This window comes from Streptomyces sp. NPDC001492 (assembly GCF_053597275.1).
Window position 1 is genome coordinate 11,029 of record NZ_JBSFHW010000056.1, and the last position, 26,390, is coordinate 37,418.

The following is a 26,390-nucleotide window of genomic DNA, read 5'->3' on the forward strand; positions in this document are numbered from 1 at the left end:
TGGTCAACCTCGCGGGGCGTACTCGGTCAGCAGGAGCGCGATGTCGTCCGCCCTGTCGGGGGAAGCGTGGCAGGCATCCCGCAGCAGTCCGTCGGCCAGATCGTCCAGGCCGCCCCCGCCGAGCCGGGCCAGCGACCCCCGGAGTCGCTCCATGTCGGAGCCGATGTCCGAGTCGCGCCTCTCGATCAACCCGTCCGTATAGAGGGCCAGGACCGACCCGGGAGCCAGCCGCAGCTCCGACTCCGGAAAGCATGCCGTCGCATCGATGCCGAGCAGTGGGCCGCCGGGCACATCCAGGATCCTGGTGTGCCCGTCGGGCAGGCGCAGCAGGGGCGGGAGATGGCCCGCGCGGACGATGCGCACGATCCCCGAGCGGGGATGGAACTGGGCGAAGCAGCAGCTGGCGAGGAGCACCGGGTCGAGGTCCATGTGGAGCCGGTTGGTGCCGGCGGCGACGTCGCTCGGCCGGTGGCCGGCGGCGACGAATGCCCGCATGGCGCTGCGCAGTTGGCCCATGGCGGCCGCGGCGGGGACGTTGTGCCCCTCGACGTCCCCGACGATCAGTGCGACTTCGTCCCCGGTGGGGATGACGTCGTACCAGTCGCCGCCGATGTCCATCCCCCTGGTGCCCGGAAGGTAACGCCCGGTGACGCGCAGCCCCGGCACAGTGGGCAGCCGGTGCGGCAGCAGCGCGTCCTGCAGGCCGCGGGCGAGGGCGAATTCGGCGTCGTAGAGTCTGGCGCGTTCCAGAGCCTGGCCGATCAGGCCGCCCAGCGCGGTGAGCACTCCGCGCTCCTCGTCGGGGAACCGGTGGATGTCGTCGAAGCCGAGAATGCAGGCGCCGACCGGGTGGTTCGAGGCGATCAGCGGCAGGAACGCCCAGGAGTTGGTGTGACCCACCATGAGCCCGGGGTAGCTCTCGTGGAGCTGCTCCCGGGACTCGATGAACAGCGGGACCCCGGCGGTCAGCGCGTCCGTCACGGGCAGCCGCGCGTGCAGCGGGGTGCCTTCGAACCGGGCGAGAAAGCGTTTCGAGTAACCGCGCTGAGCGAGCAGGTGCAGGCGCTGTTCCTCCACCACGGCGATCGCCAGCTTCTGGCCGCCGAAGGCCGGCAGCAACTGTTCGGCGACGGCATCGAACACCTCGTGCGCGGTGGCCGCCTCGGTGAGGGCGCTGCCGAGCGTGAGCACCCGGTAGAGGGAACCCACGCGGGGGGCCGCGGGCGGAGGCGCCGAGGAGAGGGGCGGCCCCTCCTCGGTGACCGGTGCACCGGGTCCGGTACCGGCCGGTACGGGCTGCCGCACTCGTGAGGCCCATCCCGTCATGCCCTGAGCGCCCGGGTGGAGGGAGAAGACCAGCCACTCGTCCGGCGGGCGGCGGACCAGGAAGGAGACCGGTTGCTGGGAGACGGCGGCGGCCCGGTAGCGGTCCTCGTACACGGGATCGGCCAGCCAGGGCAGGACGTCCCAGGGGCGCCGGCCGAGCATTTCGTCCTGGCGGACCCGCAGCAGATCCTCCAGGCTGTGGTTGGCGTAGGAGAGGCGCCCGTCGGGAGAGAGCGCGAAGAAACCGTCCGCGAGCCGCTCGATCGCCGCCACGGCGGCCATGCCGCTCCCGGAGTCCAGCACGGCGCCGACCAGGTGGCAACACGCCTCCGCGTCGTCGGGGCTCTCTGGTACCCGGCCCCACAGCTCGACGACGCGGTGTCCACCACGGCCGTCCAGGATGCGCAGGTGGTGCGCCAGTAGGTGTCCCTCCTCGACCGCGGCGCGGGCGGCGGACCCGAAACCGGGCAGATCCGCCGGCTCGATGCAGGCCGCCAGGGTGGCCGCCCGACCGTCGAACGCCCGGGGCGCGATCCCGAAGATCGCGCACAGCTCGTCGTCGGCAGTGAGGGCTCCGGTGTCGAGGTTCCAGTCGAACAGGCCCACCCGGATCGCCGGAGCGGACGGCAGCGGGACCAGTACCGGGGCCGTCCGCTCGTCGTACTCACCGAGCGTGCCACGGGCCCGCAGTCCGGCGAGGGTGGTGCCCAGCCGGTCGGCGGCGGAGCGCAACCGCCCGCGCTGCGCCCTCGACAGACCGGTCCCGTCCGGCCTGGGCGTCCACACCACGGCGATGGCGCCGAAGGTCCGCCCGCCCGCCCGTACGGGGACCGATGCGGAGCCGAACGGGTAGGGCAGGGCGATCGAGAGCTGGGGGAAGCGCCGCATCGTCTCCTCCGCGCCGGCCAGGTGGACCATGCGCCCGGAGCGGCACGCCTCAGCCACCGGCATACGGCTGTTGACCGGGATCCGACGCCACCCGCTGAGCAGGGAGGGCGGTGTCCCGCAGGACGCGGCCACGACGAGCGAGCGGTGGTCGCCGGAGAGCAGGAAGACGCTTCCGGTATGTGCCCCGGTGGCCTCCACGGCATGGACCACGGCCCTCACCAACGCGTCGTCGCGCTCGGGCGCTTCGCCGACACCCGCGGCGCTGAGCGGGTATGAGCTCGATGCCAAATCGTTGGCCGACACGCTGCCCTCGATCATCCATGGAGTGCTTTTCCTATTTTAGGGTTATTCGATCCTCTCTGTGGATGGATGTCGAGCTGGTATGGGTAAGCCGATTTTGTCCCCGCAGGCCGGACGGAGCGGGGGAACGTTCGGGGGCGGGCGTTGGCTGCGTGTCCTGGCGGACATAGCGACTGTCGACCGTGGGCCCTCACCCTGAACCAGGGGTTGTCTCAACGCGTGTCGTCGCGAAGCGCCTTGTCGATCTCGCCCAGTGCTCCGGTCAGCTGTGTGTAGTCGTCAGCCGTCAGTGGCTTGACGAAGTACTTCTCCACCACCTGTGTGTGGACGGCCGCCGCCCGCACGAACGCCGTACGTCCTTCGGGGGTCGGTTCCACCAGGGCCACCCGCCGGTCCTCGGCGGACGGTACGCGGCGGACCAGGCCGGCGTCCTCCATGCGGTCGATCAGGCGGGTGGTGCCGCCGCTGGTGAGCGTGAGGTCGTCGGCCAGCTGCCGCTGGGAGACCTCCTCGCCGGGGCGGCGGCAGAGGCGTATCAGCACCTCCAGCATGGTGTGACTGATCCCGCACTCCTGCCGCAGGGCGCTGTCGATGCGCTGTTCCAGGCGCGTGGCGGATTTGATCAGCAGGCCGAAGTCCCGCACCAGCCGGCTGTTGGCGGCGCGAGCTGCGACGTCGTCGCTGGGTTGCGGTGTCGGGTTCATCGCCGCCGATTTTACTGTCTCCTCACCTACTGCTGCCTCAATCGCTGACTAGTCAATTGCTGACTGCTCAGCTAAATTCGGGGGCCGGCTCACACTGCGAGCGAGAGGGAGCTCCACATGGACCTGCAGTACTGGCTCGGCCGAGCCGCCGAGGCGATACAGGACTGGGCCGACACCTTCGGTCCCCACCAACCCCACCCCTCCCTCCAGGTGGACGACGACCGCTTCGCGTCGGCCTTCGCGGGGTTCACCGAGAGACTCAAGGACAACTACCCCTTCTTCCACCCGCACTACGCGGGTCAGATGCTCAAGCCCCCGCACCCCGCAGCGGTGGTCGGCTACCTCACCGCCATGCTGATCAACCCCAACAACCACGCCCTGGACGGCGGCCCCGCCACCGCCGCGATGGAGCGGGAGGTCGTCGCGCGGCTCGCCGCGATGTTCGGTTACGACACCCATCTCGGCCACCTCACCACCAGTGGCACGATCGCCAACCTCGAAGCCCTCTTCGTCGCCCGCGAACTGCACCCCGGCCGCGGTATCGCCCACAGCGCCGATGCCCACTACACCCATGGCCGCATGTGTCACGTCCTGGGCATGACGAGCCACCCCGTCCGCACGGACAGCCAGGGGCGGATGGACCTCGAAGCGCTGCGGGACGTCCTGCGCACCGGGCAGGTGGGCACCGTCGTCCTCACCACCGGCAGCACCGGACTGGGTGCCGTCGACCCCGTCCACGAGATCCTGCCCCTCGCCGAGCGGTACGGCGTCCGCGTCCACGTCGACGCCGCGTACGGCGGCTTCTTCACGCTCCTGGCCGGCGCCGACGGCATCGAGGGGCTGCCGCCCGAGCCCTGGCGGGCCGTCGCACAGGCCGACTCGGTCGTCGTCGACCCCCACAAGCACGGCCTCCAGCCCTACGGCTGCGGAGCCGTCCTCTTCCGCGACCCCGAGGTGGGCCGCTTCTACCTTCACGACTCGCCGTACACCTACTTCACCTCCGCCGAGCTGCACCTCGGCGAGATCAGCCTGGAATGCTCCCGCGCCGGCGCCTGCGCGGCCGCCCTGTGGCTCACCTTCCAGCTCCTGCCGCCCACGCCCGACGGCCTCGGCCAGGTCCTGGCGGCCGGCCGCCGAGCAGCCCTGAAGTGGGCGGCGCTGATCGAGACCTCAGACCTCCTGGAGCTCTACCAGCAGCCCCAGTTGGACATCGTCACGTACTTCCCCGCCGTCGATCCCGCGACCCTCAGCGGCATCGACGCCGCATCCGCACGCATCCTGGCGGACGGCATGACGGCCCCCGATCCCGTGTACGTCAGCACCCTCAAAGCCGGCCACGAGGCGTTCACCGCCCGCCACCCCAAGATCACAGCAGACACCGACGGCGCCCGGATCCTGCGCAGCGTCCTGATGAAGCCGGAGTCCGAACACCATGTGGAACACCTGCACAACCGGGTCGAGCAGCTGACACGGTCCCGCTGACCCGCCACACGGGGTGCCCGCGGAGGGTGCGGGGGTGGGCGGTCAGGCTTCGGGGTGCACTTCGGGGTGCGTGAACCGCACGGGCTTCGGCTTCACTCATCGTCCGCACAGGTGCCGCCACCGAGACGGTGACACGGTCCAGTCCATCAATTCGGCGAGCACCTGCGCGGCCCATTGCTCCGGGTCCGCCCAGGGTTCGGACGGCGAGGCCGCCGGCCCGGGCCACTCGGTGCCGAAGGGGGCGACGACCTCCTCGAAAGGGGCGTTCTGTCTCAGGATCTCATCCACTGTGCGTTCGCCCGCGGCTCGTCCTCGCCCTTTCCGGTCTGTTCTCCGCCTCCCCGGCCGTTACATCTCCCGACAGGCCTTGGCCTTGAAGTCCGCCAAGGAGACGGTGACCGCGGATTCGTCGCCGTTGTCCGAGATGCTGTCGTAGCGCACCTTGCCCGGGGTGAGCCGGTCCCGGTCGGCCGGGGTGAAGGAGATGCTGTTCGCCGACCACGAGTTGTCCTTGGTCCAGCCGTAAAGCACGTATGTGGTCTTGGCGTTGAGCGGAGCCAGGGATGTGGTTGTGGTCCAGTCGGCGCCGGGAGAATCGAGGGTCCAGGTGGTGAGGCCCCGGCTGAGAGGGCGGTCGGCGGTCCATGACCCCACCGTCACCTGTTTGTTGGCGTCGTCGCTGTCCACGTAGAGGGTCGCGCCGTCGATGTGATGCCCGCAGATCATCATGACGCCGAGCAGCCGGCCGTCGGCGGTCACGGAGATGCCGGCGACGGCGGCGGGGGGAACGGTGCACCCCGAGGTCGCGCCCAGAGCCACGCCCATCGCGAGGGCGCCGACGAAGCGCCGGAACACCGGACGTGAAGTGGTCGACCGCATGCCCAGCCCCTGCCCGGGGTGCGCGTGAGGCCCCCTGCTCGGGATGGTAAGGGGCGGGCAGCGCCTGGACGCATTGTCGCCATCCACCCGTTGCGGGCTCGTTGTTGTCCTGTAGCCGCTCGGCAGCTGGTACGCCGCGCTGCGGTGTGGGTGCAGTGCTGGGTACCGCGGCCGGCGGACGCGTGGGCGACGACCGGCCGCCGGCCACGATGATCGTCTCGGTCCGAGATACCTGAGGCCTCGTCAAATACCATTATTGAAAAGGCCGTTGATCAGCACACTCGGAAGTGAAAGGGCATACACAATACCTTCACGCCGTGTAGCTTCTCCCCGTCAGTAGAGGCTTGAGCAAGGGTGGATGTGTGGTTGCCTCCCCGCATACCGAGAAGTTCGCCGCCTGCCTTCGGATGCTGAAGGACCGCAGTGGCCGGGGCTACGACCGCCTCGGCAAGGAGGCGGGAGTCAGTGGTTCCAGTCTGCATCGCTACTGCTCCGGCCTCAGCGTCCCGACGGACTACCGGGTGGTCCACGCCTTCGGCAAGGTGTGCGGCGCCAGTGCGGAGGAGCTCCGCGAACTGCACCGGCTGTGGGCACTGGCGGACACCGACCGGGACGCACCGGCTGCGACCGCCGAGGAGAACACCCCGCCGGAGATCACCCCCGACGGGAGCGACAAGCCGCGACGGTCCCGTGTGCCCGAGAAGCTGTCCTCCCGTGCGGCGGTACTGGCCGCCGTCGTCGCGGTGGTGCTGGTGGCGGGCTTCGTGTGGCTGCCCGGCGGCGGCCCCGCCGGTGAGCCGGCGGCCGGGGACAAGGTGCTGGACTCCCCGGCATGCGCAACCGTGAGCATGGGGGAGCACGACGAGTGCGTGCGCGAGGTCCAGAACCTGTTGGTGCGGGCCAAGGGCAGGCTCGCCGTCGACGGGGACTTCGGGCCGGAGACCCTGCGCAGGGTGACCGCCTTCCAGGTGCTGGCGGGCGTGACGGCCCGAGGCGTGGTCGACGAGGACACCAAGAAGGCGCTGTACGGCCAGAAGGTGAGCATGACGACCTGGTCGCCGGCCAAGGTCGCGAAGCGGATCCGTGAAGTGTTCGCCGAGGATCCCGGCACTGCTGTGGCCGTGGCCCGCTGTGCCTCCTTCCTCGACCCGCTGTACGTGCTCCCGAACACCAACGGCAGCCGCAACTGGGGCGTGTTCCAGATCTCCGACGCCTGTCTGCGGGAGCTCGACGGCACACCGCGGCGGGCGTTCGACCCGGACTGGAACATCAAGGCGGCCCACCGTCTGTGGAGCGTCCGGCACGACTTCCACGACTGGCCCTCCTGCGAGGCCGCATTGAAGGACACGTCGAAGAGCTGACGCCCGGAAGCGGCGTCAGATCGTGCCGCTCTCCCACCACCAGTCACGTCCGAGGTCGGCCCTGCTGTCGACGTGCTGGTGGTCGACGGTGTACCTCTCCAGCCCGGAGAACCCGCAGGTCTCCGCCTTCTGGTAGACGGTCTTGTTGGCCACGCCGGGCACGTCGAGGTCGGCGGCGGTGCCGTACAGGTGCATGCTGTCGCCGGCCCCGCCGACGTCGGCGTTGTGGGCGATGCTGCGGAAGCCGGAGTTGACCGTGATCGGCTTGTCGCCCAGCTTCTTGCGCAGCGCCTCCAGCTTGTACATACAGCGGCGGACGTTCTCCTTCACCTGCGACGCGCTCAGTTTGCCGCCGTCGAAGGTGCCGCTCGACTGGTCCACGAACTCGCTCCAGTTGAAGTGGAGGGTGGAACCGTCCGACTGCTCCAGGGCGTTGAGCTTCGCCTGGGTGTTGGGTCCGACGTTGGCGTCGGCGCTGAGGCCGTACGCCGTCTGGAACCGGCGCACGGCCGCCGCCGTACCGGGGCCGAAGTCCCCGTCGATGCCCACCCGGCTGTGGCCCGGGCTGTCCGCCGCCCAGCCGGCGATTCTGATCTGCAGCTCGGTCACGTCGGCGCCGGTGTCACCCTGTGCCAGGGTGCGCGACCACGCAGAGGCCTGGGCGGTGCCCGAGAACAGCAGCTGACCGAACGCGACGCCGGCGCCGGCGGCCAGCGTGCCACGCAGCAGGGCGCGGCGGTCGATGGGCCGGACGGAGGAAGCCATGGTTGCCCTTTCGGGAAGCGGGGGTGCGGGAAGAGGTCGGCGGGCTCAGCGGTTGGCCAGACGGTCCAGATCGGCCTGGGTGCCGTTGAAGACGTCCGCGGTCGCCGGAGCCTTGATGCCCGGGAACAATGCGGCGTCGGTGTACTGCCACATCGCCCAGGTCGTCGAGCCGCTCGGCAGCGGCGGCTGGGTGATCGACTGGCGGTAGTCCGCGAGTTGCAGCGGATAGCGGGCGAAGGCGGTGGTCGAAGCCATGCAGTCGTCCAGGAAGGACTTCTGGGTGTAGATGACCGGGGTCCGGCCGAACGCCGCTTCCACCTTGTCGAGCCAGGCCTTGGTGTCGTCCACCGTGCCGTAGGTGGGGCAGCGGCCACTGCCGTCGTCCATGCGTTCCAGGTCGAAGACCGGCGGCAGGTCGCCCGCACGCTGCCCGGTGTAGCCGGTCGCCCGCACCGCGGCGATGAACCGGTCGGCCTGTGCGGCACCCGTGTCGGGCGAGCTGCCCGTGTAGAAGTGGTACGGCGCGACAGCGAGCCCGGCGGCCCTGGCCGCTTCGAGGTCGGTGGCGAGGTATTCGTCGGTGACGTTCGTGCCCCGGGTCGCCTTGACCGTCGCGAATTCGACATCCGAAGCCCGTACGGCCTTCCAGTCGATCGGGGCGCCACCAGGGTGCTGGTACTTGGCCGTGTCCAGGCCGTCGATCGCGTACCCGGCCGGACGTGGTGGCGTGCAGTACGTGTTGCGGCTGGACCAGTCCGCCAGCCTGGCCCAGGTGTTGGGCCCCACGACACCGTCCGCGCCGAGACCGGCGCAGTGCTGGAGCTCGATGACCCGGCCCTCGGTCCCGCCCCCGAAGTCACCGTCGATCGCCAGCGGCGGATAGTGGAACGGCTCCATGGCCAGGTTGAGGCGGCACTGAACCTCCTTGACCTCGCTGCCCGTCGCCCCTCGACGCAGCGTCGGACGTGCGTCGGTGTGGCCGCACACGGTCGCCTGCGCCGTACCCGACGTGCCCTGGGTGGCGCAGGTGTGCGGGCCCGCGGCCCAGGTGTTGAGCGCTGCCCAGGTCTGCGGGCCGAGCACACCGTCCACGCCCAGCCCGGCACACCGCTGGAACTCCTTGACCCGCGTCTCCGTGGCCGGTCCGAACGAACCGTCCGCCGCGATCGGTGTGTACCGGCTCGGCTTCGTCGCCAGGTTGAGTTCGCACTGTGCCTCGACCGCGGAGGGCCCCGTCGAACCCCGCTGCAGCGTGGGCTGTGCACCGGTGTGCCCGCAGACCGCGACCGCGGTGACCGCGGACTCCGCCGCCTGCACCGCCGTTGGCCCGTACAGGGGCAGGACCGCTGCCGCGGCGAGGGTCAGTCCCCGCAGAAGCGTCGTCCTCTGTCCCATCTGGTGTTCCCCCTCCTGCTGGTGAGTGGCCGGGGAGCCCCCGGCGCGGATCATGCTGGCAGGGGTTGTCCCGCAGGCCGGATCCCCGTGCCCCGGATGGGGACGCAGGGACAGTCACGCGCCCGTGACCTGCGGTGACGCCGTATCGCTGGGATGGACTCGGGATACGGGCGGGGGAGGGGTGAACGACGGGGGAGGCGTGGCGGGGGGCCGGGTGGGCCGCCGTGGGGTGCGGCGGCCCTCTCGGTGACGGTCCGTCAGGACAGTGTCCACTGCTGGCTGGTGGCACCGGTACCGGTCAGCTGGACGACGCCGGCGCCCGCTGTGGTGGAGGAGGCGTCCACCCCGATGTTCAGCCCGCTGTTGACATTGACCAGCATGAACTTGGTGCCGGTGAGGCTGCCCACCAGGTCGGCTGCGAACTGCTGGTTGGCGCCGCCGTTGCAGGTCCACTGCTGCAACTGGATGTTCTCCGCGGTCGACTTGCTCGGGACGTCCAGGCACAGGCCGCTCTTCACGCTCTTGAGCGTGTAGACGTTGTCAGCCACCCGGCTCAGCGTCCACTTCTGGTTGTCGCCACCGTTGGACTGCCACTGGATGATCTTGGCGCCGCTGGTAGTGGAGCCGCTCGCGACGTCCATCAGCATCGAGCTGCCCGCGCTGGTGAGGGTGTGCACCCCGTTGGTGGGCACGCCGGACAGGGGCGACCAGGTGCCGGCGGCCGTGTCGAGTGACCAGCTCGGGTACTGGCCGACGTTGACCACGGTGCCGCGGATGGTCATCGGCAGCCAGATCAGCTGTGAGTTGCCGAGGTCGCTGGTGTTCCACCGGTCGCCGGCGTAGATGTAGGTGCTGCCGGAACTGCCCTGCACGGTGATGATGTTCGCCGTCTGACTGCCGTACGTGTGGGTGCCCGGTGCCGCGAAGTTGCGCATCGGCGCCCACGGCCCGCTCAGCGACGTGGCGGTGGTGTAGACGTTGTCGTTCAGGCTCCAGCCGGTCAGATGCGAGGCGAGCAGGTAGTACACGCCGTTGACCTTGACCATGGCGGGCGACTCGAAGCTCGCCGCCGAGCCGCCGCCGCCCAGCAGAGCCACCCCGCTGTCCACGGAGAGGTAGTCGGCGGAGAGCTTGTAGATGTGCAGACCGTTGTTGCGGTCCTCGCTCAGCAGGTAGCCGGTGCCGTCGGTGTCCTGGAACAGGCCGATGTCACGGCTCACGTTGCCCAGCGGGCGGAAGCTGCCCCGGTAGCTGTAGGGCCCGCAGGGGGTGCTGCTGGTCGCCACCCCGACCCTCGCGTCGGAGTAGTTCATGCTGTCGATGTGCATGTACATCACGTACGTGCTGGTCGACGCGTTGTAGATGACCTTCGGCCGCTCCACGATCCGGCTCGGGCCCAGGTCGCCACTGGTCTGCTTGGCCAGGGCCACTCCCTGGTGGGTCCAGTTGGAGAGGTCGGTGGAGGTGTAGCAGGGGATGTCCTGGAAGGACGTGTCGGACGACGTCTCCCCGGTCTTGTCCTCGCCGAAGCCGTACCAGGTGCTGCCCACCTTGATGATGCCCAGGCCGTGCAGCTGGAGCGTGTTGCCGTTCTGGTCGGTCCTGGTGGCGCCCAGGGTGAACGAGACGGAGGCGGCGTCGGCGGGCGCGGCGGGCAGCAGCAGTGCCGTGAGACTTCCGAGCACTGTGAGGAACGCGGCGGCGACTGCCCGCCATCGGCTGCGCGAGGGTCCGCGGTGGGGTGCTCGATTCGGCATGTTCTGCCTCTCCTTCGAGGTCCTGACATGACGTCGTCCGCACGGCGAAGATGCCTGGCGGCGCGCTGAACGGGGGAGCTGGGGGGCACGAGAACGGCACGTGTGGCCGACGCGGGGAAAGCGGCTGGGGCATTCAGTGGGAAATGACAGCTTCCTGTTCGGTTGTGTGTCAAGAGGTGCGATCGATTTTGTTTATTCATGGCGGAGGTGCCGGGGTCCGAAGCGAGGGAAGCAAGCGATGGTGTTGTTCGCGCTGTTGACCTACCCGGGGTACTGCCGTAGAACTGCCCGATGTTGGTGGGAAACCGTTGGTTACTGTTCGGTTGTGTTGAGTCGGTCTCCCGCTTATCGACGCCGGATCACCCCCAACGGAGAGGCGTACCGCCATGCAGTTACCAGCACGTTCGGTGTCCCGCCGAGGACTGCTCAAGGGCGCGGCGGTCGCCGTCGGTACGGCCGCGGCGGGCATCGGCGCGGCGGGTACGGCCGCGGCGGCGGACGACGCCTCGGTCACGGCGACGGCCCCCGACGGCAGCACCACGATCACGATGTCCCTGACCGGCGGCGCCCTGAGCTGGTCGGCCAAGCGCAGAGGCGCGGCCGTCGTAGGCACCTCGGCCCTCGGCCTGAAGCTGAGCGACGGGACGATGCTCGGCCGCGGTAGCACGGTCGTCACCAACTACCAGCACTGGACCACCGACAACACCTGGACCCCGGTCTACGGCCGCAACGCGACCGTCCGCGACTGGTACCAGGAGATGCGCTGGAACCTCCAGGACACCGCCAGCGGCATCAACTTCAGCGTCCAGATCCGCGCCTACCGCAGCGGTGTCGCCTTCCGGTACGTGCTGCTCGACAGGGGCACCGCCACCATCGCCGACGAGCTGACGACGTTCGTCTTCCCCGACGGCACGCTCGTCCACAGCGCCCGGGACGAGGACGCGTACAACCCGGTCGCCCCGGGCTCGATCCCGTCCACCGGGACCTCCGGCACCGACAACGGTCCGCTCACCGACGTGCCGCTGACCGCCACGTACGCGAGCGGCGGGCTGATCGCCTGCATCTGCGAGTCGTCCCGGGTCAACTTCCCCCGCCTGATGCTGAGCTCGGTGTCCGGGCAGCCGAACACGCTGGCCACCTATCTGATGGAGCACACCGCGCGCGGAAGCGGACCGGTCCAGACGACCTCCACGGTGACCACCCCGTTCGCCACCCCCTGGCGTGCGATGGTGACCGGCTCCACCCACGCCGAACTGGTCGACAACGCCGAGCTGGTGCTCAACCTGGCCCCCGCGGGCGCCCTCACCGACACCTCGTGGATCAAGCCGGGCAAGGTCTTCCGCTGCCAGCTGACCACCGCCGCCGGCCTGGCGGGCGTCGACTTCGCCGTCGCCCGCGGACTGCAGTACATCGAGTACGACTCCGGCTGGTACGGCCCCGAGCGCGGCACCACCGACGCCACCAAGTCCATCCCCGAGATCGACCTGCCCTCCGTCCTCTCCTACGCGGCCGGCAAGGGCATCGGTCTGCTGCTCTACATCAACCCCATGGCGATGGCCGACGTCGACAGCTTGTTCAGCCTCTACAAGAGCTGGGGTGTCGCGGGCGTCAAACTCGGTTTCATCAACGACGGCACCCAGGCGATGACGAACCAGATCACCGCCTGGGTGAGGACGGCGGCCAAGTACCACCTGCTGGTCGACTCGCACGACGACGTCCGCCCGTTCGGCTACGAACGCACCTACCCCAACTGGATCAGCATGGAGGGCGTCCGCGGCAACGAGCACTTCCCGACCGCGAGCCACAACGTCACGCTGCCCTTCGCCCGCAACGTCGGCGGGCCGATGGACTACACGATCTGCTACGGGCAGTCGCGCGACCAGACCACCAACGCCCACCAGATGGCGATGGCGGCGGTCTACTACCAGCCGCTGAACTTCATCTACTGGTACGACTCCCCGTCGAAGTTCTCCAACACCGCCAACTGGCCCGGCCTGCCCTGGTTCGACGCCATCCCCACCACCTGGGACGAGAGCCGGACCCTCGACGGGTCGATCGGCCAGTACATCGCGGTCGCCCGCCGCAAGGGCACCACCTGGTACCTCGGGGCGATGACCAACGAGTCGGCCCGGACGCTGTCGCTCCCGCTGTCCTTCCTCGGCGCCGGCACCTGGACGGCGACGGTCTACGCCGACGGCACGCCCGGCACCTCCGCCTACCAGACCCCCGTGGTGAAGAGCACCCGGACCGTCACCTCGGCCACCGTGCTCAGCATGGCGATGGCTCCCGCCGGTGGTCAGGCGGTGGTGCTCCAGCCGTCCTGACGCCGGTTCCACGTCGAGGTTGCACACCGGACTCACCCGTCTCAGTACTAGTCTGATCTTCGAATGCACGTGAACAGCTTTTCGAAGCACGGCACAGGGGAAAGGTGACCCGCGATGTCGCTGAGCCTCGGCGATCCGGAGTCCATAGGCGGCTATGCGCTGGTCGACCGGCTCGGTAGTGGCGGCATGGGGATCGTCTATCTGGGGCGCTCGGACTCGGGCCGGCAGGTCGCGGTCAAGGTCGTACATGCGCCGTATGCGCAGGACGAGGAGTTCCGGACGCGCTTCCGCCAGGAGGTCACGGCGGCCCGCCGGGTGAGCGGAGCGTTCACCGCGCCGGTGCTGGACGCCGATCCGGACGCGGAACAGCCGTGGATGGCCACGCTCTACGTCCCGGGCCGCACCCTGTCGGACACCGTGGCCAAGGACGGCCCGCTGCGCGGACGCGCGCTGCGGATGCTCGCGCTGGGTCTGGTCGAGGCGTTGCGGGACATCCACCGGGTGGGCATGGTGCACCGCGATCTGAAGCCGAGCAACGTCCTGATGGCAGAGGACGGGCCCCGCGTCATCGACTTCGGCATCTCGTACGCCGTCGACAACGAGGCCCTCACCATGACCGGCCGGCTGATCGGCACCCCGCCGTTCATGTCTCCGGAGCAGTTTGCCGCGCCGCGCGAGGTCACCGGGGCCTCGGACATCTTCTCGCTGGGCTCGGTGCTGGTGTACGCGGCCTCCGGAAACCGTCCGTTCGACGGCAGCAGCCCGTACTTGACGGGCTATCAGGTGATGTACGAGGCGCCGGACCTGAACGGCGTCGCCGAACCGCTGAGGAGCATCGCCGAGCGGTGCCTCGACAAGGACCCGGCCGCCCGGCCAGGACTGGACGAACTGCGCCGTATGCTCCGGGAGTTGCCGGATTCCGATGTGCCGGCGGTAGTTCCGGTCGTGCCGGTCGCACCGGGGGTCTCCGACTCCGCGGAAGCCGATCGCCGGAGCTCGCGCACCCACCCCTTCGCACCGGGCCCGGCCGCCGACGACGGGAGGACGGAAGCGGTCGCAACCCCGACCGGTCGCAGACGCCGGCCGCGCGCTCTCATCGGGCTCGCCGCTGCCCTGGCGGTCACCGGGGTGAGCATCGCGGCGGTGGCATTCGGGTCGCACCACGACCACGCCTCCCCGTCCCCGGGTCCAAAGGAGCCCGCCGCCACGGTGACCCTGCCGCCGAAGCATGTGCAGTGGGACTACCAGATCGGCGGCGCGTACCCGCTTGCGGCCGGTGCCCGGGTCGTGAGCCGCGATCGCGACAGCGAGCCCGCGCCGGGCGTCTACAACATCTGCAACATCAACGCCTTCCAGGCGCAGAAGGGCGAGGAGCGCGACTGGGCCTCAGACCTGCTGCTGCGTGACGCCAAGGCCGACGTCCTCTACGACAAGGACTGGGGCGAGGCGATCCTGGACATCCGTACGGCCGCCAAACGGCAGCGCATCGCCGCCAAGCTGAACAGCTGGATCGACGAGTGCGCGGCCAAGGGCTACAAGGCCGTCGAGCCGGACAACTACGACTCCTTCGAGCGCTTCCCGAAGTACCTCAAGGCCGGCCAGGCCGAGGCGCTGATGAAGCTCCTGTCCGCCCACGCCCACGACGAGGGCCTTGCCATCGCCCAGAAGAACGCCACCGAGCTCCTGTCCGACCGTGCGTCCGTGGGCCTCGACTTCGCCGTGGCCGAGGAGTGCGCCGAGTGGAACGAGTGCGGAGAGTTCGCAGAGGCATACGGCAATAATGTGCTCGTGGTCGAGTACACGGCGAAGGGCATGGCGAAGGCGTGCACCAACTGGGGCGGCACCCTGAGCATCGTCCGCCGTGACGAGTCGGTCGTGCCGAAGGGCGCGAGCGGCTACGTCCGCCAGACCTGCTGACGGCCGGCCGTCCCCGGTGAACTGCCTGGCGACTTTGGGGAATTGTGGTTTGCACTTTGCCTGTGCTTGCGTTGCCCGCCGTATCGCACCGACCTAGCCTCACCAGCGAAGCCGTGGGAAGGGCAGGCATGCTGAAGACCGTCCGCGAGCAGGCATCGGGTCTCACGAAGGATCAGCGCAATGCTTTCGTCGCCGCCTACCTGGGCTGGGCGATGGACGCCTTCGACTACTTCCTGGTCGTCCTCGTCTACAGCGAGATCGCCGACGACTTCCACGTCTCCCTCACCGACATGGCCTTCCTCACCACCGCCACCCTGGTGATGCGCCCGGTGGGTGCCCTGCTCTTCGGCATGTGGGCGGACCGCAGGGGCCGACGGCTTCCGCTGATGGTCGACGTCTGCTTCTACTCGGTCGTCGGGTTCGCCTGCGCCTTCGCGCCCAACTACGCCGTGCTGCTGGTGCTGCGCCTGCTGTACGGCATCGGTATGGGCGGCGAGTGGGGGCTGGGCGCGGCGCTGGCCATGGAGAAGATCCCGGCCGAGCGGCGCGGTTTCTGGTCGGGACTGCTGCAGAGCGGTTACTCGCTGGGGTATCTGCTCGCCGCCGTCGCCTTCTTCGGCATCGAACCCGCCTTCGGCTGGCGGGGGTTGTTCGCCTTCAGCCTGGTGCCCGCCCTGGTCGCCCTGTGGGTGCGTACCCGGGTGGAGGAGAGCGAGGTGTGGGAGAAGAGCGTGGCGCTCAACCGCACCCCCGCCCACCAGGTGTTCAGGAACCCGGCGGTGCTCAAGCGCTTCGTCTACCTGGTCGCGCTGATGACCGCCTTCAACTGGATGTCGCACGGAACCCAGGACGTCTACCCGACCTTCGTCAAGAAGGGCCTCGGCCTCTCCCCGGACACCGCGATCGCCATCGCCGTGGTCTACAACATCGGCGCCATCATCGGGGGCACGGTGCTCGGTGCCTACTCCGAGCGGCTGGGCCGCCGTCGCACGATCATGGTCGCGGCCGCCGCGGGTCTGGCCGTGGTGCCCTTCTTCGTGCTGTCCACCGCCGTGGGCCTGCTGATGCTCTCCTCCTTCCTGATGCAGGTGTGCGTACAGGGCGCCTGGGGTGTCATCCCCGCGCATCTGACCGAGATGAGCCCGGATGCGATCCGGGGCTTCTACCCGGGTGTCACCTACCAGCTGGGGAATCTGATCGCCGCCCTCAACCTGCCGATCCAGGAGGCCATCGCCGAGCGCCACGGCTATCCGGCGGCCATGTCGTGGACCGTGGTGCCCGCCCTGGCGTTGGTGATCGTCCTGAGTGCCGTCGGCAAGGAGGCCAAGGGCATCCGGTTCGGCAGCACCGGTACGCACGTCCCGAGCACCGCAACCGCCGACACCGCCTAGAAGGAGACCGCGCGCAGCCGAACAACGGTGGATCATGTGCGGGCTCACCTGTGGCGCTCACGACACGATTCGCCCGTTCGAGCCATCGGTCAACGGCCCGATCCGGCGTGTCGTCCTTGCTCGATCGCCGCTCCTCCTACTCACCCGCCGCCTTCCCCGTCCTTTGGCCTGCCCACCGGGTGACAGGCGGGCGAAGCCCGAGGTGCCGTCCGCTTCCCGGGGCATGCATGAGGATCCCCGGCCGGACGGCGGGGCTCCATGCGCGGGAGGCGAGAGTGACGAACGAACGAGCCGATCAGGCCGGCCGGCACACCCACCGGGTGCCGGTGCTCATCGTGGGGGGCTCTCTGGTCGGCCTGTCGACCTCGTTGTTCCTCGGACGGCTGGGCGTGCGCCACCTGCTGGTGGAGCGTCACACCGGTACCTCCATCCATCCGCGCGGCCGCGGCAACAACATCCGCACGATGGAACTGTTCCGGGTCGCGGGCATCGAGCCGGCGATCCATGAGGCCGCCGCCACCCTGGCCGACAACCACGGCATCCTGCAGACCCCCACCCTGGTCGGCGACGCGGGCGAGTGGCTGTTCCGGGAGATCGACCCCGGTGGCGGACTGGCCCGCTTCAGCCCAGGCGCCTGGTGTCTGTGCAGCCAGAACGACCTGGAGCCGGTCCTGCTCGAACAGGCCGCGGCGCTCGGCGGCGAGCTGCGCTTCGCCACCGAACTCATGTCGTTCGAGAGCGAGCCCACCGGTGTCACCGCGGTGGTCAAGAGCCGGGAGACGGGCGAGCACAGCACCGTCCGCGCCGACTACCTCGTCGCCGCCGACGGCCCGCGCAGCCCCGTCCGCGAGCAGCTCGGCATCGGCCACAGCGGGCCCGGCGACCTGTTCCACAACGTCAGCGTCACCTTCCGCTCCCGCCGTCTCGCAGACGTCGTCGGCGACCGCCGTTTCATCGTCTGCTACCTCACCGACCCGGACGCCGACGGCGCTCTGCTCCCGGTGGACAACCGCGAGAACTGGGTCTTCCACGCCCCCTGGCACCCCGAACACGGCGAAACCCTGGAGGAGTTCACCGACCAGCGGTGCGTCGAGCACATCCGCCGCGCGGTCGGCGTACCGGACCTAGACGTGGAGATCACCGGCCGGGCCCCCTGGCATGCCGCCCAGCGCGTCGCCCGCAGCTACCGCTCCGGACGGGTCTTCCTGGCCGGGGACTCGGCCCACGAGATGTCGCCCACCGGGGCCTTCGGGTCCAACACCGGAATCCAGGACGCGCACAACCTCGCGTGGAAGCTGGCCGCGGTGCTCGGCGGCTGGGCCGGGGAGGGCCTGCTGGACTCCTACGACGCCGAGCGCCGCCCGGTGGCGGAGGCGACCAGCGCCCGGGCCGCCGACCGGTCGGCCGAGCACAGCCACCCCGGGTTCACTCCGCCGCCCGACACCGGCGGCGGCCCCCGGCGCGGCATCCTCAACGTCGCCCTCGGCTACCGCTACCGGCAGGGCGCCGTCGTCGGCACGGACCCGGCGGCCGCGGTCGTGCCGGAGAACCTCGAACTGAGCGGCGAGCCCGGCAGCAGGGCGCCCCATCTGTGGGTGCGGCACGGGGCCGAACGGATCTCCACCCTCGACCTCTACGAACGGTCCCTGGTCCTGCTCAGCGACGCCGGCGACCCGAGCGGATGGCACCGGGCCGCCGGCCGCCTCGCCGAGGAGCTGTCGGTGCCCATCCGGGCGTACCGCGTGGGCAGTGGGCCCGGGGCCGAACTGGTGCCGGAAGGGGATGGCCAGTGGACGGAGCGGCATGGCATCACGGCCGGCGGGGCCGTGCTCGTGCGGCCCGACGGGTTCGTCGCATGGCGCTCGCCCGGCCCGGACCCGGACGCCGAATCGGTGCTGCGGCAGGTACTGAGAACCGTGCTGGCACTGACTTGATCTCCGGCGGCTGAACCCCTGTCTCACCCCTTGGGCCTGTCACCCAGGTGATCGTCCCGACTGGTGGTGAGGTGACGACTGACTGACGGTGGTTCACGTCGGGGTCCGGTCAAGTCAGCTGATGACGTACCAGCTGCCGGGCCTTGGCGGAAGGACGTTCCTATGCGTTCTGCTCGCATTTTTCTGGCCACAGCGGCGGCTTCCGCCGTCCTCGCCATCGGTGCGCCCGGCGCTTTCGCAAATGGTGGCGACGGGAATCACGACGGTTCTTCGCACGGCAAGGAGCACGGGAAGGAACACGGCAAGGAGCACGGGAAGGAGCACGGCAAGCAGCCCAAGCACGAGGAACCGCGCGGTGGAGTGCACACCGGTGGCGGTGCGCTGACCGCGGTGAACGACGACGGTGACTGGGGCGGCTCGCGGGACCCGAAGACGGACCCGGACTCCTACCGGGACGACTCGTGGGGCAGCGACCACGACCGGGGTGGCCGTGACGAGGACGGCGGCGGCCGCGGCAGTGACTCATGGGGCGGCGGCGACCACGAGAAGCCCACGGGCGGCATGCACACCGGCGGCGGGGCGCTCGCGGCGCCGACCGCGACCGCCGGCGGGCTGGCCGTACTGGGCGTCGTCGCCACCGGGCTGTATGCGGTGCGCCGCAAGAAGCCGGCCGTAGGCGCGGTCTGACCCGTGCCCGACGCAATAGCGCAGCCGCGGCCGTCACCCGAGCCCCGTGCGGCGGCCGCGGCTCGCGCGCCGCCCGCCCCCTCCCCTCTGCCGCCGTGCCTGAATGAGGTGCTCCCCGATGGCAGTTCCTCCGCCCTCTCCCTCCTCCGACGACCAACCGGCGCCCAGCGAACGGGCAGTACCCCGCTCGGGCGTGATGATGATCTGCGTGGCCGCCTGCCTGGTGCTCGCAGCGAGCATGATCAGCGGCCAGGACACCTCCGCCGGCACCTCCCGCCCGCAGTCCGCCGCGTCCGTACGGCATTCCGCCGCGTCGACGATGTCCCCGGGGCAGCCGGTGGGCAAGCACCTGCCCCGGTCGAGGCCCGTGCGCCTGCGCATCCCGAAGATCTGGGTCGACGCCCCCTTCACGGGTCTCTCCCTCGGTCCCAACGGGCAGCTGCAGCCTCCCCCCGGTGACGACACCAACCTCGTCGGCTGGCACACCAAGGGGGCCTCCCCCGGAGAGCCGGGGACCGCGGTCATCGCCGGGCATGTCGACACCAAGACGTCCGCGGCCGTCTTCGCCAGCCTCGGCCAGCTGGACAAGGGCGATGTCTTCTACGTCGAACGCGCCGACGGGCGCACGGCGACCTTCCGGGTCGACAGCGTGGAGACCTTCGAGAAGGACGACTTCCCCAGCGACCGCGTGTACGACGACACCCCCCAGGCACAGGTGCGGCTGATCACCTGCGCGGGCAACTACGACCGGTCGGTCATGGACTACACGGACAACCTGGTGGTCTTCGCCCACCTCGTCTGAGCATCACCCGCGTAGGCCATACGAGTCGCGCGCCGCGGGCCACGGGCACACGATCGAGGAATGCCGACGCCGCCGAACGCGGCCGACGTCGCTTCCGCCCCGCGAAGGAGATGTGCGCAGGATGACGACCACGTCCGAACGTGTTTCCGGTCCGCCGGCCCGACAGGTGTCGCCCCGGGTCTCCCAGTCCGTGTTCGACGGCTCCAGACTCCGGGTCGTCCTGCTGGTGGACGTCTACGACGGAGCCCAGCAGCAGTTCCTGGAGGCGTACGAGCTCCTGTGCAACCAGGTCGCCTCCGTCCCCGGACATGTCAGCGACCAGCTGTGCCAGTCCATCGAAAACCCCTCCCAATGGCTCATCACCAGCGAGTGGGAGAGCGCACCGCCGTTCCTCGCCTGGGTCAACAGCGAGGAACACGTGCGGATGGTGGAACCGCTGCACAGCTGTGTCCGCGACACGAGGTCGCTGCGCTTCCACATCGTCCGCGAGACCGGCAGCCCGGCCCCCGACGCCGAGCGCGGCAAACGCCGGCTCCAGGCGGCACCCAGGATCGGCGACGGACTGATCCGGCACGCCCTCACCTTCACCGTCACACCGGGCAGCGAGGAGAAGGTCGCGAAGATCCTCGCCGACTACGCCTCGCCCGAGCCGAAGGTCGACGACTCCACCCGGCTGTGCCGCACCTCGCTGTTCATGCACGGCAACCGGGTGGTGCGGGCCATCGAGGTACGCGGTGACCTGCTCGCCGCGCTGCGCCATGTCGCCCGGCAGCCCGAGGTGCGCGCCGTCGAGGAGGCCATCAACCCGTATCTGGAGCAGGACCGGGACCTCGACGACCCCGAGTCCGCCCGCGTCTTCTTCACCCGGGCCGCGCTGCCCGCCGTCCACCATGTGACGCCGTCGCAGCAGGACCCGCAGGAGGAGCGGCACGCCTTGTCCTATCCGGTCCGGCCCGGCTGCGGCATGCGCCTGGCCGAGGTGCTGGCCCGGCAGGACGAGGCCACGGCGGACGACCCGCGCAGCCCGGTCCTGCGCAGCACGATCTTCCAGCGCGACGACGTCGTCGTACGCCTGATCGACGTACGCGGCGGACTGGCGGCCGCCGACCCCGCCGTTGCCCTCGGGCTTCACGACCCCGGGCAGCTGGCCGAGCTGACGACCTTCCGCGTCGACGCGTCCGCGCCCCTCCACGGCGAACTCGCACGCTGCATCGGGCTCGCCCGCATGGACCTCGTCACCGACCGCCGCTCGCCCGAGGCCTGAGCTGCCCTCAGCCGGCCGTGGCGGCCACAGCCCCCACGTCGATGCAGGACCTGATCGGAGGAACGCCGTGATCACATCCCGTCCCAGAATCGTGGATCTCAGCGAGGTCGAGCCCAACCGCCGGCGCGGCGGCGATCTGCGTGCCATGCTCACCCCCGCCACGGTCGGCTCCACCAGCGGTTTCATGGGCGTCGCCATCGTGCAGCCCGGCGAGCGCATCGGGGAGCACTACCACCCGTACTCCGAGGAGTTCGTGTACGTCGTGTGCGGGGACCTGGAGGTGGACCTCGACGGCGTCCCCCAGCCGCTGCGGCCCGAACAGGGCCTCATGATCCCCATGCACATGCGGCACCGCTTCCGCAACGTCGGCAACGTCGAGGCCCGCATCGTCTTCCACCTCGGACCGCTGGCCCCGAGCCCGCCGCTCGGCCACGTCGACACCGAGGAGAGCGATACCGCGGAGGTCCCGTCATGACACGCCGGGTGGCGGTCACCGGCATAGGCGTCGTCGCCCCCGGCGGCACGGGCGTACCGGCGTTCTGGGACCTCCTGTCCGCCGGGCGCACGGCGACGCGGGGCATCACCTTCTTCGACCCGGCGGGCCTGCGCTCGCGGATAGCCGCCGAGTGCGACTTCGACCCGGCGGCGCACGGTCTTGACGCGGAGCAGACCGCTCGGTGCGACCGCTACATACAGTTCGCCCTGGCCGCCGCCGCGGAGGCGATACGCGACGCCGGCCTCGAGCCCGAGCGGGAGAACCCCTGGCGGGTCGGGGTCTCGCTGGGCACCGCGGTCGGCGGCACCACCCGGCTGGAGCACGACTATGTGCTGGTCAGCCATCACGGGCAGCGCTGGGACGTGGATCCGCAGAAGGCCGGCCCCTATCTGCACCGGGCGTTCGCGCCCAGCACCCTGGCCTCCACCGTGGCCGAGCGGTTCGGGGCGCGCGGCCCCGTGCAGACCGTCTCCACGGGCTGCACCTCGGGGCTCGACGCCGTCGGATACGCCTTCCACACCGTCGAGGAGGGCCGCGCCGACGTGTGCATCGCCGGCGCCTCGGACTCGCCGATCTCCCCGATCACCATGGCCTGCTTCGACGCGATCAAGGCCACGTCCCCGAACAACGACGACCCCGCCCACGCCTCGCGCCCCTTCGATGCCGACCGCGACGGGTTCGTCATGGGCGAGGGCGGCGCGGTGCTCGTCCTGGAGGAACTGGAGCACGCACGGGCCCGCGGCGCGCACGTGTACTGCGAACTCGCCGGCTACGCCACCTTCGGCAATGCCTACCACATGACCGGACTGACCCGTGAGGGCGTGGAGATGGCGAAGGCCATCGAGGCCGCCCTCGACCACGCCCGGCTGGACGGCACGGCGGTCGACTACGTCAACGCCCACGGCTCGGGCACCCAGCAGAACGACCGCCACGAGACCGCCGCGGTGAAACGGGCCCTGGGCCCGCATGCCTACGACACCCCGATGAGCTCGATCAAGTCCATGGTGGGCCACTCCCTCGGCGCGATCGGCGCCATCGAACTCGTCGCCTGCGTCCTGGCGCTGGCCCACCAGGTCGTCCCGCCGACCGCCAACTACGAGACCCCGGACCCCGAGTGCGACCTGGACTACGTCCCTCGCGTCGCACGCGAGCGGAAACTGGACAGTGTGCTCTCGGTGGGCAGCGGGTTCGGCGGCTTCCAGTCCGCGGTGGTCCTGACCCGGCCGAGGGAGAAGACACGATGAGCGAACCGCATCCACGGCGGGCGGCCATCACCGGAATCGGCGTGGTCGCACCCAACGGATCCAGCACAGAAACCTTCTGGAAGTCCGTCAAGGAGGGCATCAGCGCCCTCGACCGGGTCACCCGCGAGGGCTGCACGCATCTGCCGCTGCGGGTGGCGGGCGAGGTCCGCGACTTCGACCCCTCCACCGTGGTCGAGGAACGCTTCCTCGTCCAGACCGACCGGTTCACGCACTTCGCGATGGCCGCTGCCGACCTCGCGCTGGACGACGCCCGGCTCGGCCGGCCCGAAACCGACGGCTCCCCGTTCTCCGTGGGCGTGGTCACCGCCGCCGGTTCCGGCGGCGGCGAGTTCGGGCAGCGGGAACTGCAGCAACTGTGGGGAAAGGGCAGCCGGTTCGTCGGCCCCTATCAGTCCATCGCCTGGTTCTACGCCGCCAGCACCGGCCAGATCTCCATCCGCCGCGGCTTCAAGGGCCCCTGCTCGGTCGTCGCCAGCGACGAGGCGGGCGGCCTGGACGCCCTCGCGCACGCGGCGCGGGCGGTGCGGCGCGGCACCGACGTGATCGTGACCGGATCGACCGAGGCGCCGCTCGCCCCGTACTCCGTCGTCTGCCAGCTCGGCTACGCGGAGCTCAGCACCGAGGCCGACCCCGCCCGCGCCTACCGCCCGTTCACCTCTGCGGCCTGCGGGTTCGTCCCCGCCGAGGGCGGCGCCATGTTCGTCGTGGAGGACGAGGCGACGGCCCTGGCGCGGGGCGCGCGCGTGCAGGCGGTGCTCGCCGGACACGCGGCCACCTTCACCGGCGCCTCCCGCTGGGAGCAGTCCCGGGAAGGCCTCGCCCATGCCGTCCGGGGCGCCCTGGCCGAAGCCGGCTGCGCCCCCGAGGAGATCGACGTGGTCTTCGCCGACGCGCTCGGCGTGCCGGAGGCGGACCGCGCCGAGGCACTCGCGATCGCCGACGCGCTCGGCGCGCACGGCACCCGTGTGCCCGTGACCGCACCGAAGACCGGCATCGGCCGCGGGTACGGCGCGGCGGCGGTGCTCGACGTGGCGGCGGCGGTGCTCGCCATGGAGCACGGCCTGATCCCGCCCACCCCCAACGTCTACGACATCTGCCATGAACTCGACCTCGTGACCGGCCGGGCCCGCGCCGCCCGGCCGCGCACGGCGCTGGTCCTGAGCCGGGGCCTCATGGGATCGAACTCGGCGCTGGTGCTGCGGCACGGCGCCACCGGCACCTCGTCCTGAGGTGCCGCACGCAGTAGAGGAGAACCGCAATGTCCGACCGAATAACCGTCGAAGAGCTGGCCGAACTCATGAAGAAGTCCGCCGGTGTCACCGTCAGCCCCGAGGAACTCGGGCTGCACAACCCGGGCTTCGACACCCTCGGCGTCGACTCGCTCGGCCTGCTGGGCATCGTGGGCGAACTGGAGAACCGCTACGGCACGCCGATGCCCGCCGACGCCGAACGCTCTAAGACCCCACGGCAGTTCCTCGACCTCGTCAACAGTGCCCTCATGACAGGAGCGTGAGATGACCGGACACACGCAGAACGAGATCACCATCGCGGCGCCGCTGGACCTCGTCTGGGAGATGACCAACGACCTGGAGAACTGGCCGCGGCTGTTCACCGAGTACGCCTCCGTCGAAGTCCTGGCCCGGGAGGGACGCAAGACCACCTTCCGGCTGACCATGCACCCCGACGAGAACGGCACCGTGTGGAGCTGGGTCTCCGAACGCGAACCGGACCGCGACACGCTCACCGTCAAGGCACGCCGGGTCGAGACGGGCCCCTTCGACCACATGGACATCCACTGGCAGTACGAGGAGGTGCCGGGCGGCACGCGCATGGTGTGGACGCAGGACTTCGCCATGAAACCGGAAGCACCGGTCGACGACGCCTGGATGACCGACAACATCAACCGGAACTCCAAGGTCCAGATGGGGCTGATCCGGGACCGCATCGAGAAGGTCGCCGCCGAGCGCGGTGCCACTCCGGGTCTGACCGACTGAGCCGGACGGAGAACCAGCCCCCATGCACCAAGCACTGATCGTCGCCCGCATGGCCCCGGGCTCGGCCCCGGACATCGCCAAGGTGTTCGCGGAGTCCGACCGGGGCGAGCTGCCGCACCTCGTCGGGGTGGTCCGGCGCAGCCTCTTCCAGTTCGGCGACGTGTACATGCACCTCATCGAGTCCGAGCGGGAACCCGGTCCGGCCATCGCCGAGGTCACACAGCACCCCGAGTTCCGGGACGTCAGCGAGCGGCTGTCCGCGTACGTCAGCGCGTACGACCCCGAGACCTGGCGTTCCCCCAAGGACGCCATGGCGCGGCGCTTCTATCTGTGGGAGCGCGATCCGGCCGGCTGACTCCGCCGTACCTCACCGGTCGCCGGGCCCGCAGCGTCGCGGGCCCGGCGACCGGTGGTCTTCAGGGGCCGTTCAGCCCGGGACGTGACAGTCGAACGCGTGCAGATAGGGGTTGACCGGGCGGATGTCGTCGATGACCAGCCCCGCGTCGGTCAGCCGGGCGACCATGCTGTCGGTGGTGTGCTTCGCCCCGCCGACGTTGAGAAGCAGCAGCAGGTCCATCGCGGTGCTGAACCGCATCGAGGGCGAGTCGTCGACGAGGTTCTCGATGACCACGACCCGCGCCCCCGCGCCGCCCGCCGCACGGACGTTGCGCAGCGTCCGGGCGGTGCTGTCGTCGTCCCACTCCAGGATGTTCTTGATCACGTAGACGTCCGCCGCGACCGGCACGGACACCCGGACGTCGCCGGGCACGACACAGGCGCGGTCCGCGAGGTCGCCGCCCGGCCGCAGCCTCGGCACAGCGTTCTCCACCACCCGCGGAAGGTCGAGCAGACTGCCGTGCAGCGAGGGGTACTTGTCCAGCAGGCTCACCAGCACATGCCCCTGGCCGCCGCCGAGATCGGCGACCGATGCACTCCCCGACAGGTCGAGGAACTCGGCGACGTCCCGCGCCGACTGCACGCTGGAGGTGGTCATGGCCCGGTTGAAGACGTCGGCGGACTCCGGGGCGTCCTCGTTCAGATAGGGGAAGAACTCCTTGCCGTACAGGTCCTCGACGACATTGCGCCCGGTGCGCACCGCCTCGTCGAGCCTCGGCCAGGCGTCCCAGGTCCACGGCTCGGTGCACCACAGCGAGATGGCGCGCAGGCTGTTCGGATCGTCCTCGCGCAGCAGCCGGGAGACCTCGGTGTGGGTGAACGTCCCGTCCGGCAGCTCGGCGAAGACGCCGTAGCAGGACAGGGTGCGCAGCAGCCTTCGTAGCGGCCGGGCCTCCGCCTTCACCGCCGCCGCCAGGTCCTTAGCGGTCATGGGAGTGTCACCGAGGGCGTCGGGGACTCCCAGCCGGGCGGCGGCCCGGAGGGCGGCGGCACATGCCGCCGCGAACGCGAGCTCCCTCAGCCGCATGGACGGCGGTGGGGCTGTCTGTGCGGTCGTCATGTG

General features: G+C 70.2%; 22 protein-coding genes. 15 read left to right on the forward strand and 7 right to left on the reverse strand.

Annotated features, from left to right (window positions below; genetic code table 11):
* Positions 1–3: 3 nt before the first annotated feature.
* Both ACWC1K_RS43485 and ACWC1K_RS43490 read right to left on the reverse strand, forming a co-directional pair.
* Complete coding sequence (locus ACWC1K_RS43485; RefSeq protein WP_450838986.1) at positions 4–2,532, reverse strand: SpoIIE family protein phosphatase; 2,529 nt, start codon at positions 2,530–2,532, stop codon at positions 4–6.
* A 194-nt stretch (positions 2,533–2,726) separates the two neighbouring features.
* Positions 2,727–3,218, reverse strand: coding sequence for a MarR family winged helix-turn-helix transcriptional regulator (locus ACWC1K_RS43490; RefSeq protein ID WP_450838987.1), 492 nt, complete (start codon positions 3,216–3,218; stop codon positions 2,727–2,729).
* A gap of 117 nt (positions 3,219–3,335) precedes the next feature.
* On the opposite strand from ACWC1K_RS43490, the gene ACWC1K_RS43495 reads away from it, so the two are divergent.
* Positions 3,336–4,700, forward strand: coding sequence for a pyridoxal phosphate-dependent decarboxylase family protein (locus ACWC1K_RS43495; protein ID WP_450838988.1), 1,365 nt, complete (start codon positions 3,336–3,338; stop codon positions 4,698–4,700).
* 348 nt (positions 4,701–5,048) lie between these two features.
* Here ACWC1K_RS43495 and ACWC1K_RS43500 read toward each other — a convergent pair whose 3' ends face one another.
* A complete protein-coding gene (locus tag ACWC1K_RS43500; protein WP_450838989.1) occupies positions 5,049–5,579 on the reverse strand; it encodes a hypothetical protein in 531 nt (176 codons plus the stop codon).
* A gap of 362 nt (positions 5,580–5,941) precedes the next feature.
* Here ACWC1K_RS43500 and ACWC1K_RS43505 point away from each other — a divergent pair, with 362 nt between their 5' ends.
* Positions 5,942–6,940 (forward strand): helix-turn-helix domain-containing protein, encoded by a 999-nt coding sequence (locus tag ACWC1K_RS43505; RefSeq protein ID WP_450838990.1) that lies wholly within the window; start codon positions 5,942–5,944, stop codon positions 6,938–6,940.
* A 15-nt stretch (positions 6,941–6,955) separates the two neighbouring features.
* Here ACWC1K_RS43505 and ACWC1K_RS43510 read toward each other — a convergent pair whose 3' ends face one another.
* The 3 genes from ACWC1K_RS43510 to ACWC1K_RS43520 form a co-directional block, all read right to left on the reverse strand.
* Positions 6,956–7,705 carry a D-Ala-D-Ala carboxypeptidase family metallohydrolase gene (locus ACWC1K_RS43510; protein ID WP_450838991.1) on the reverse strand — a complete coding sequence of 250 codons (750 nt, stop codon included), beginning with the start codon at positions 7,703–7,705 and terminating at the stop codon, positions 6,956–6,958.
* 45 nt (positions 7,706–7,750) lie between these two features.
* Positions 7,751–9,100: a GH25 family lysozyme gene (locus tag ACWC1K_RS43515; protein ID WP_450838992.1), complete on the reverse strand. Its 1,350-nt coding sequence runs from the start codon at positions 9,098–9,100 to the stop codon at positions 7,751–7,753.
* Positions 9,101–9,357: 257 nt separating this feature from the next.
* Positions 9,358–10,857 carry an RICIN domain-containing protein gene (locus tag ACWC1K_RS43520; protein ID WP_450838993.1) on the reverse strand — a complete coding sequence of 500 codons (1,500 nt, stop codon included), beginning with the start codon at positions 10,855–10,857 and terminating at the stop codon, positions 9,358–9,360.
* 386 nt (positions 10,858–11,243) lie between these two features.
* On the opposite strand from ACWC1K_RS43520, the gene ACWC1K_RS43525 reads away from it, so the two are divergent.
* From ACWC1K_RS43525 to ACWC1K_RS43585, 13 genes are all read left to right on the forward strand, one after another.
* Positions 11,244–13,181 (forward strand): glycoside hydrolase family 97 catalytic domain-containing protein, encoded by a 1,938-nt coding sequence (locus ACWC1K_RS43525; protein ID WP_450838994.1) that lies wholly within the window; start codon positions 11,244–11,246, stop codon positions 13,179–13,181.
* 114 nt (positions 13,182–13,295) lie between these two features.
* A complete protein-coding gene (locus ACWC1K_RS43530) occupies positions 13,296–15,098 on the forward strand; it encodes an endo alpha-1,4 polygalactosaminidase (RefSeq protein WP_450838996.1) in 1,803 nt (600 codons plus the stop codon).
* A 128-nt stretch (positions 15,099–15,226) separates the two neighbouring features.
* Positions 15,227–16,489, forward strand: coding sequence for an MFS transporter (locus ACWC1K_RS43535; RefSeq protein WP_450838998.1), 1,263 nt, complete (start codon positions 15,227–15,229; stop codon positions 16,487–16,489).
* 227 nt (positions 16,490–16,716) lie between these two features.
* A complete protein-coding gene (locus ACWC1K_RS43540) occupies positions 16,717–18,423 on the forward strand; it encodes an FAD-dependent oxidoreductase (protein WP_450838999.1) in 1,707 nt (568 codons plus the stop codon).
* A 162-nt stretch (positions 18,424–18,585) separates the two neighbouring features.
* Positions 18,586–19,110: a hypothetical protein gene (locus tag ACWC1K_RS43545; protein WP_450839001.1), complete on the forward strand. Its 525-nt coding sequence runs from the start codon at positions 18,586–18,588 to the stop codon at positions 19,108–19,110.
* A gap of 118 nt (positions 19,111–19,228) precedes the next feature.
* Positions 19,229–19,912 carry a class F sortase gene (locus ACWC1K_RS43550; protein ID WP_450839003.1) on the forward strand — a complete coding sequence of 228 codons (684 nt, stop codon included), beginning with the start codon at positions 19,229–19,231 and terminating at the stop codon, positions 19,910–19,912.
* A gap of 121 nt (positions 19,913–20,033) precedes the next feature.
* Positions 20,034–21,176 (forward strand): SchA/CurD-like domain-containing protein, encoded by a 1,143-nt coding sequence (locus ACWC1K_RS43555; RefSeq protein ID WP_450839004.1) that lies wholly within the window; start codon positions 20,034–20,036, stop codon positions 21,174–21,176.
* Positions 21,177–21,243: 67 nt separating this feature from the next.
* The gene (locus tag ACWC1K_RS43560; RefSeq protein WP_450839006.1) at positions 21,244–21,651 is read left to right on the forward strand and encodes a cupin domain-containing protein; all 408 of its coding nucleotides are present in this window, start codon (positions 21,244–21,246) and stop codon (positions 21,649–21,651) included.
* Positions 21,648–22,916, forward strand: coding sequence for a beta-ketoacyl-[acyl-carrier-protein] synthase family protein (locus ACWC1K_RS43565; protein WP_450839007.1), 1,269 nt, complete (start codon positions 21,648–21,650; stop codon positions 22,914–22,916). Before ACWC1K_RS43560 ends, ACWC1K_RS43565 begins: the two co-directional genes overlap by 4 nt.
* Positions 22,913–24,166, forward strand: coding sequence for a beta-ketoacyl synthase N-terminal-like domain-containing protein (locus ACWC1K_RS43570; protein ID WP_450839009.1), 1,254 nt, complete (start codon positions 22,913–22,915; stop codon positions 24,164–24,166). Before ACWC1K_RS43565 ends, ACWC1K_RS43570 begins: the two co-directional genes overlap by 4 nt.
* A 29-nt stretch (positions 24,167–24,195) precedes the next feature.
* Entirely contained in the window at positions 24,196–24,450 is a 255-nt protein-coding gene (locus ACWC1K_RS43575; protein WP_450695463.1) for an acyl carrier protein, read from the forward strand.
* A gap of 1 nt (position 24,451) precedes the next feature.
* A complete protein-coding gene (locus ACWC1K_RS43580) occupies positions 24,452–24,931 on the forward strand; it encodes an SRPBCC family protein (protein ID WP_450839011.1) in 480 nt (159 codons plus the stop codon).
* A gap of 22 nt (positions 24,932–24,953) precedes the next feature.
* Positions 24,954–25,286, forward strand: coding sequence for a TcmI family type II polyketide cyclase (locus ACWC1K_RS43585; RefSeq protein ID WP_450839013.1), 333 nt, complete (start codon positions 24,954–24,956; stop codon positions 25,284–25,286).
* A 72-nt stretch (positions 25,287–25,358) separates the two neighbouring features.
* Here the strand turns inward: ACWC1K_RS43585 and ACWC1K_RS43590 are convergent, their stop codons facing one another.
* Complete coding sequence (locus ACWC1K_RS43590) at positions 25,359–26,387, reverse strand: methyltransferase (RefSeq protein WP_450839014.1); 1,029 nt, start codon at positions 26,385–26,387, stop codon at positions 25,359–25,361.
* Positions 26,388–26,390 lie beyond the last annotated feature (3 nt).

Excerpts from the sequence above, each read along its gene's own strand:
- ACWC1K_RS43485 (WP_450838986.1), bottom strand. The coding sequence starts at position 2,532 with ATGATCGAGGGCAGCGTGTCGGCCAACGATTTGGCATCGAGCTCATAC.
- ACWC1K_RS43490 (WP_450838987.1), bottom strand. The coding sequence starts at position 3,218 with ATGAACCCGACACCGCAACCCAGCGACGACGTCGCAGCTCGCGCCGCC.
- ACWC1K_RS43495 (WP_450838988.1), top strand. The coding sequence starts at position 3,336 with ATGGACCTGCAGTACTGGCTCGGCCGAGCCGCCGAGGCGATACAGGAC.
- ACWC1K_RS43500 (WP_450838989.1), bottom strand. The coding sequence starts at position 5,579 with ATGCGGTCGACCACTTCACGTCCGGTGTTCCGGCGCTTCGTCGGCGCC.
- ACWC1K_RS43510 (WP_450838991.1), bottom strand. The coding sequence starts at position 7,705 with ATGGCTTCCTCCGTCCGGCCCATCGACCGCCGCGCCCTGCTGCGTGGC.
- ACWC1K_RS43515 (WP_450838992.1), bottom strand. The coding sequence starts at position 9,100 with ATGGGACAGAGGACGACGCTTCTGCGGGGACTGACCCTCGCCGCGGCA.
- ACWC1K_RS43520 (WP_450838993.1), bottom strand. The coding sequence starts at position 10,857 with ATGCCGAATCGAGCACCCCACCGCGGACCCTCGCGCAGCCGATGGCGG.
- ACWC1K_RS43525 (WP_450838994.1), top strand. The coding sequence starts at position 11,244 with ATGCAGTTACCAGCACGTTCGGTGTCCCGCCGAGGACTGCTCAAGGGC.
- ACWC1K_RS43530 (WP_450838996.1), top strand. The coding sequence starts at position 13,296 with ATGTCGCTGAGCCTCGGCGATCCGGAGTCCATAGGCGGCTATGCGCTG.
- ACWC1K_RS43535 (WP_450838998.1), top strand. The coding sequence starts at position 15,227 with ATGCTGAAGACCGTCCGCGAGCAGGCATCGGGTCTCACGAAGGATCAG.
- ACWC1K_RS43540 (WP_450838999.1), top strand. The coding sequence starts at position 16,717 with ATGAGGATCCCCGGCCGGACGGCGGGGCTCCATGCGCGGGAGGCGAGA.
- ACWC1K_RS43545 (WP_450839001.1), top strand. The coding sequence starts at position 18,586 with ATGCGTTCTGCTCGCATTTTTCTGGCCACAGCGGCGGCTTCCGCCGTC.
- ACWC1K_RS43550 (WP_450839003.1), top strand. The coding sequence starts at position 19,229 with ATGGCAGTTCCTCCGCCCTCTCCCTCCTCCGACGACCAACCGGCGCCC.
- ACWC1K_RS43555 (WP_450839004.1), top strand. The coding sequence starts at position 20,034 with ATGACGACCACGTCCGAACGTGTTTCCGGTCCGCCGGCCCGACAGGTG.
- ACWC1K_RS43565 (WP_450839007.1), top strand. The coding sequence starts at position 21,648 with ATGACACGCCGGGTGGCGGTCACCGGCATAGGCGTCGTCGCCCCCGGC.
- ACWC1K_RS43570 (WP_450839009.1), top strand. The coding sequence starts at position 22,913 with ATGAGCGAACCGCATCCACGGCGGGCGGCCATCACCGGAATCGGCGTG.
- ACWC1K_RS43575 (WP_450695463.1), top strand. The coding sequence starts at position 24,196 with ATGTCCGACCGAATAACCGTCGAAGAGCTGGCCGAACTCATGAAGAAG.
- ACWC1K_RS43580 (WP_450839011.1), top strand. The coding sequence starts at position 24,452 with ATGACCGGACACACGCAGAACGAGATCACCATCGCGGCGCCGCTGGAC.
- ACWC1K_RS43585 (WP_450839013.1), top strand. The coding sequence starts at position 24,954 with ATGCACCAAGCACTGATCGTCGCCCGCATGGCCCCGGGCTCGGCCCCG.
- ACWC1K_RS43590 (WP_450839014.1), bottom strand. The coding sequence starts at position 26,387 with ATGACGACCGCACAGACAGCCCCACCGCCGTCCATGCGGCTGAGGGAG.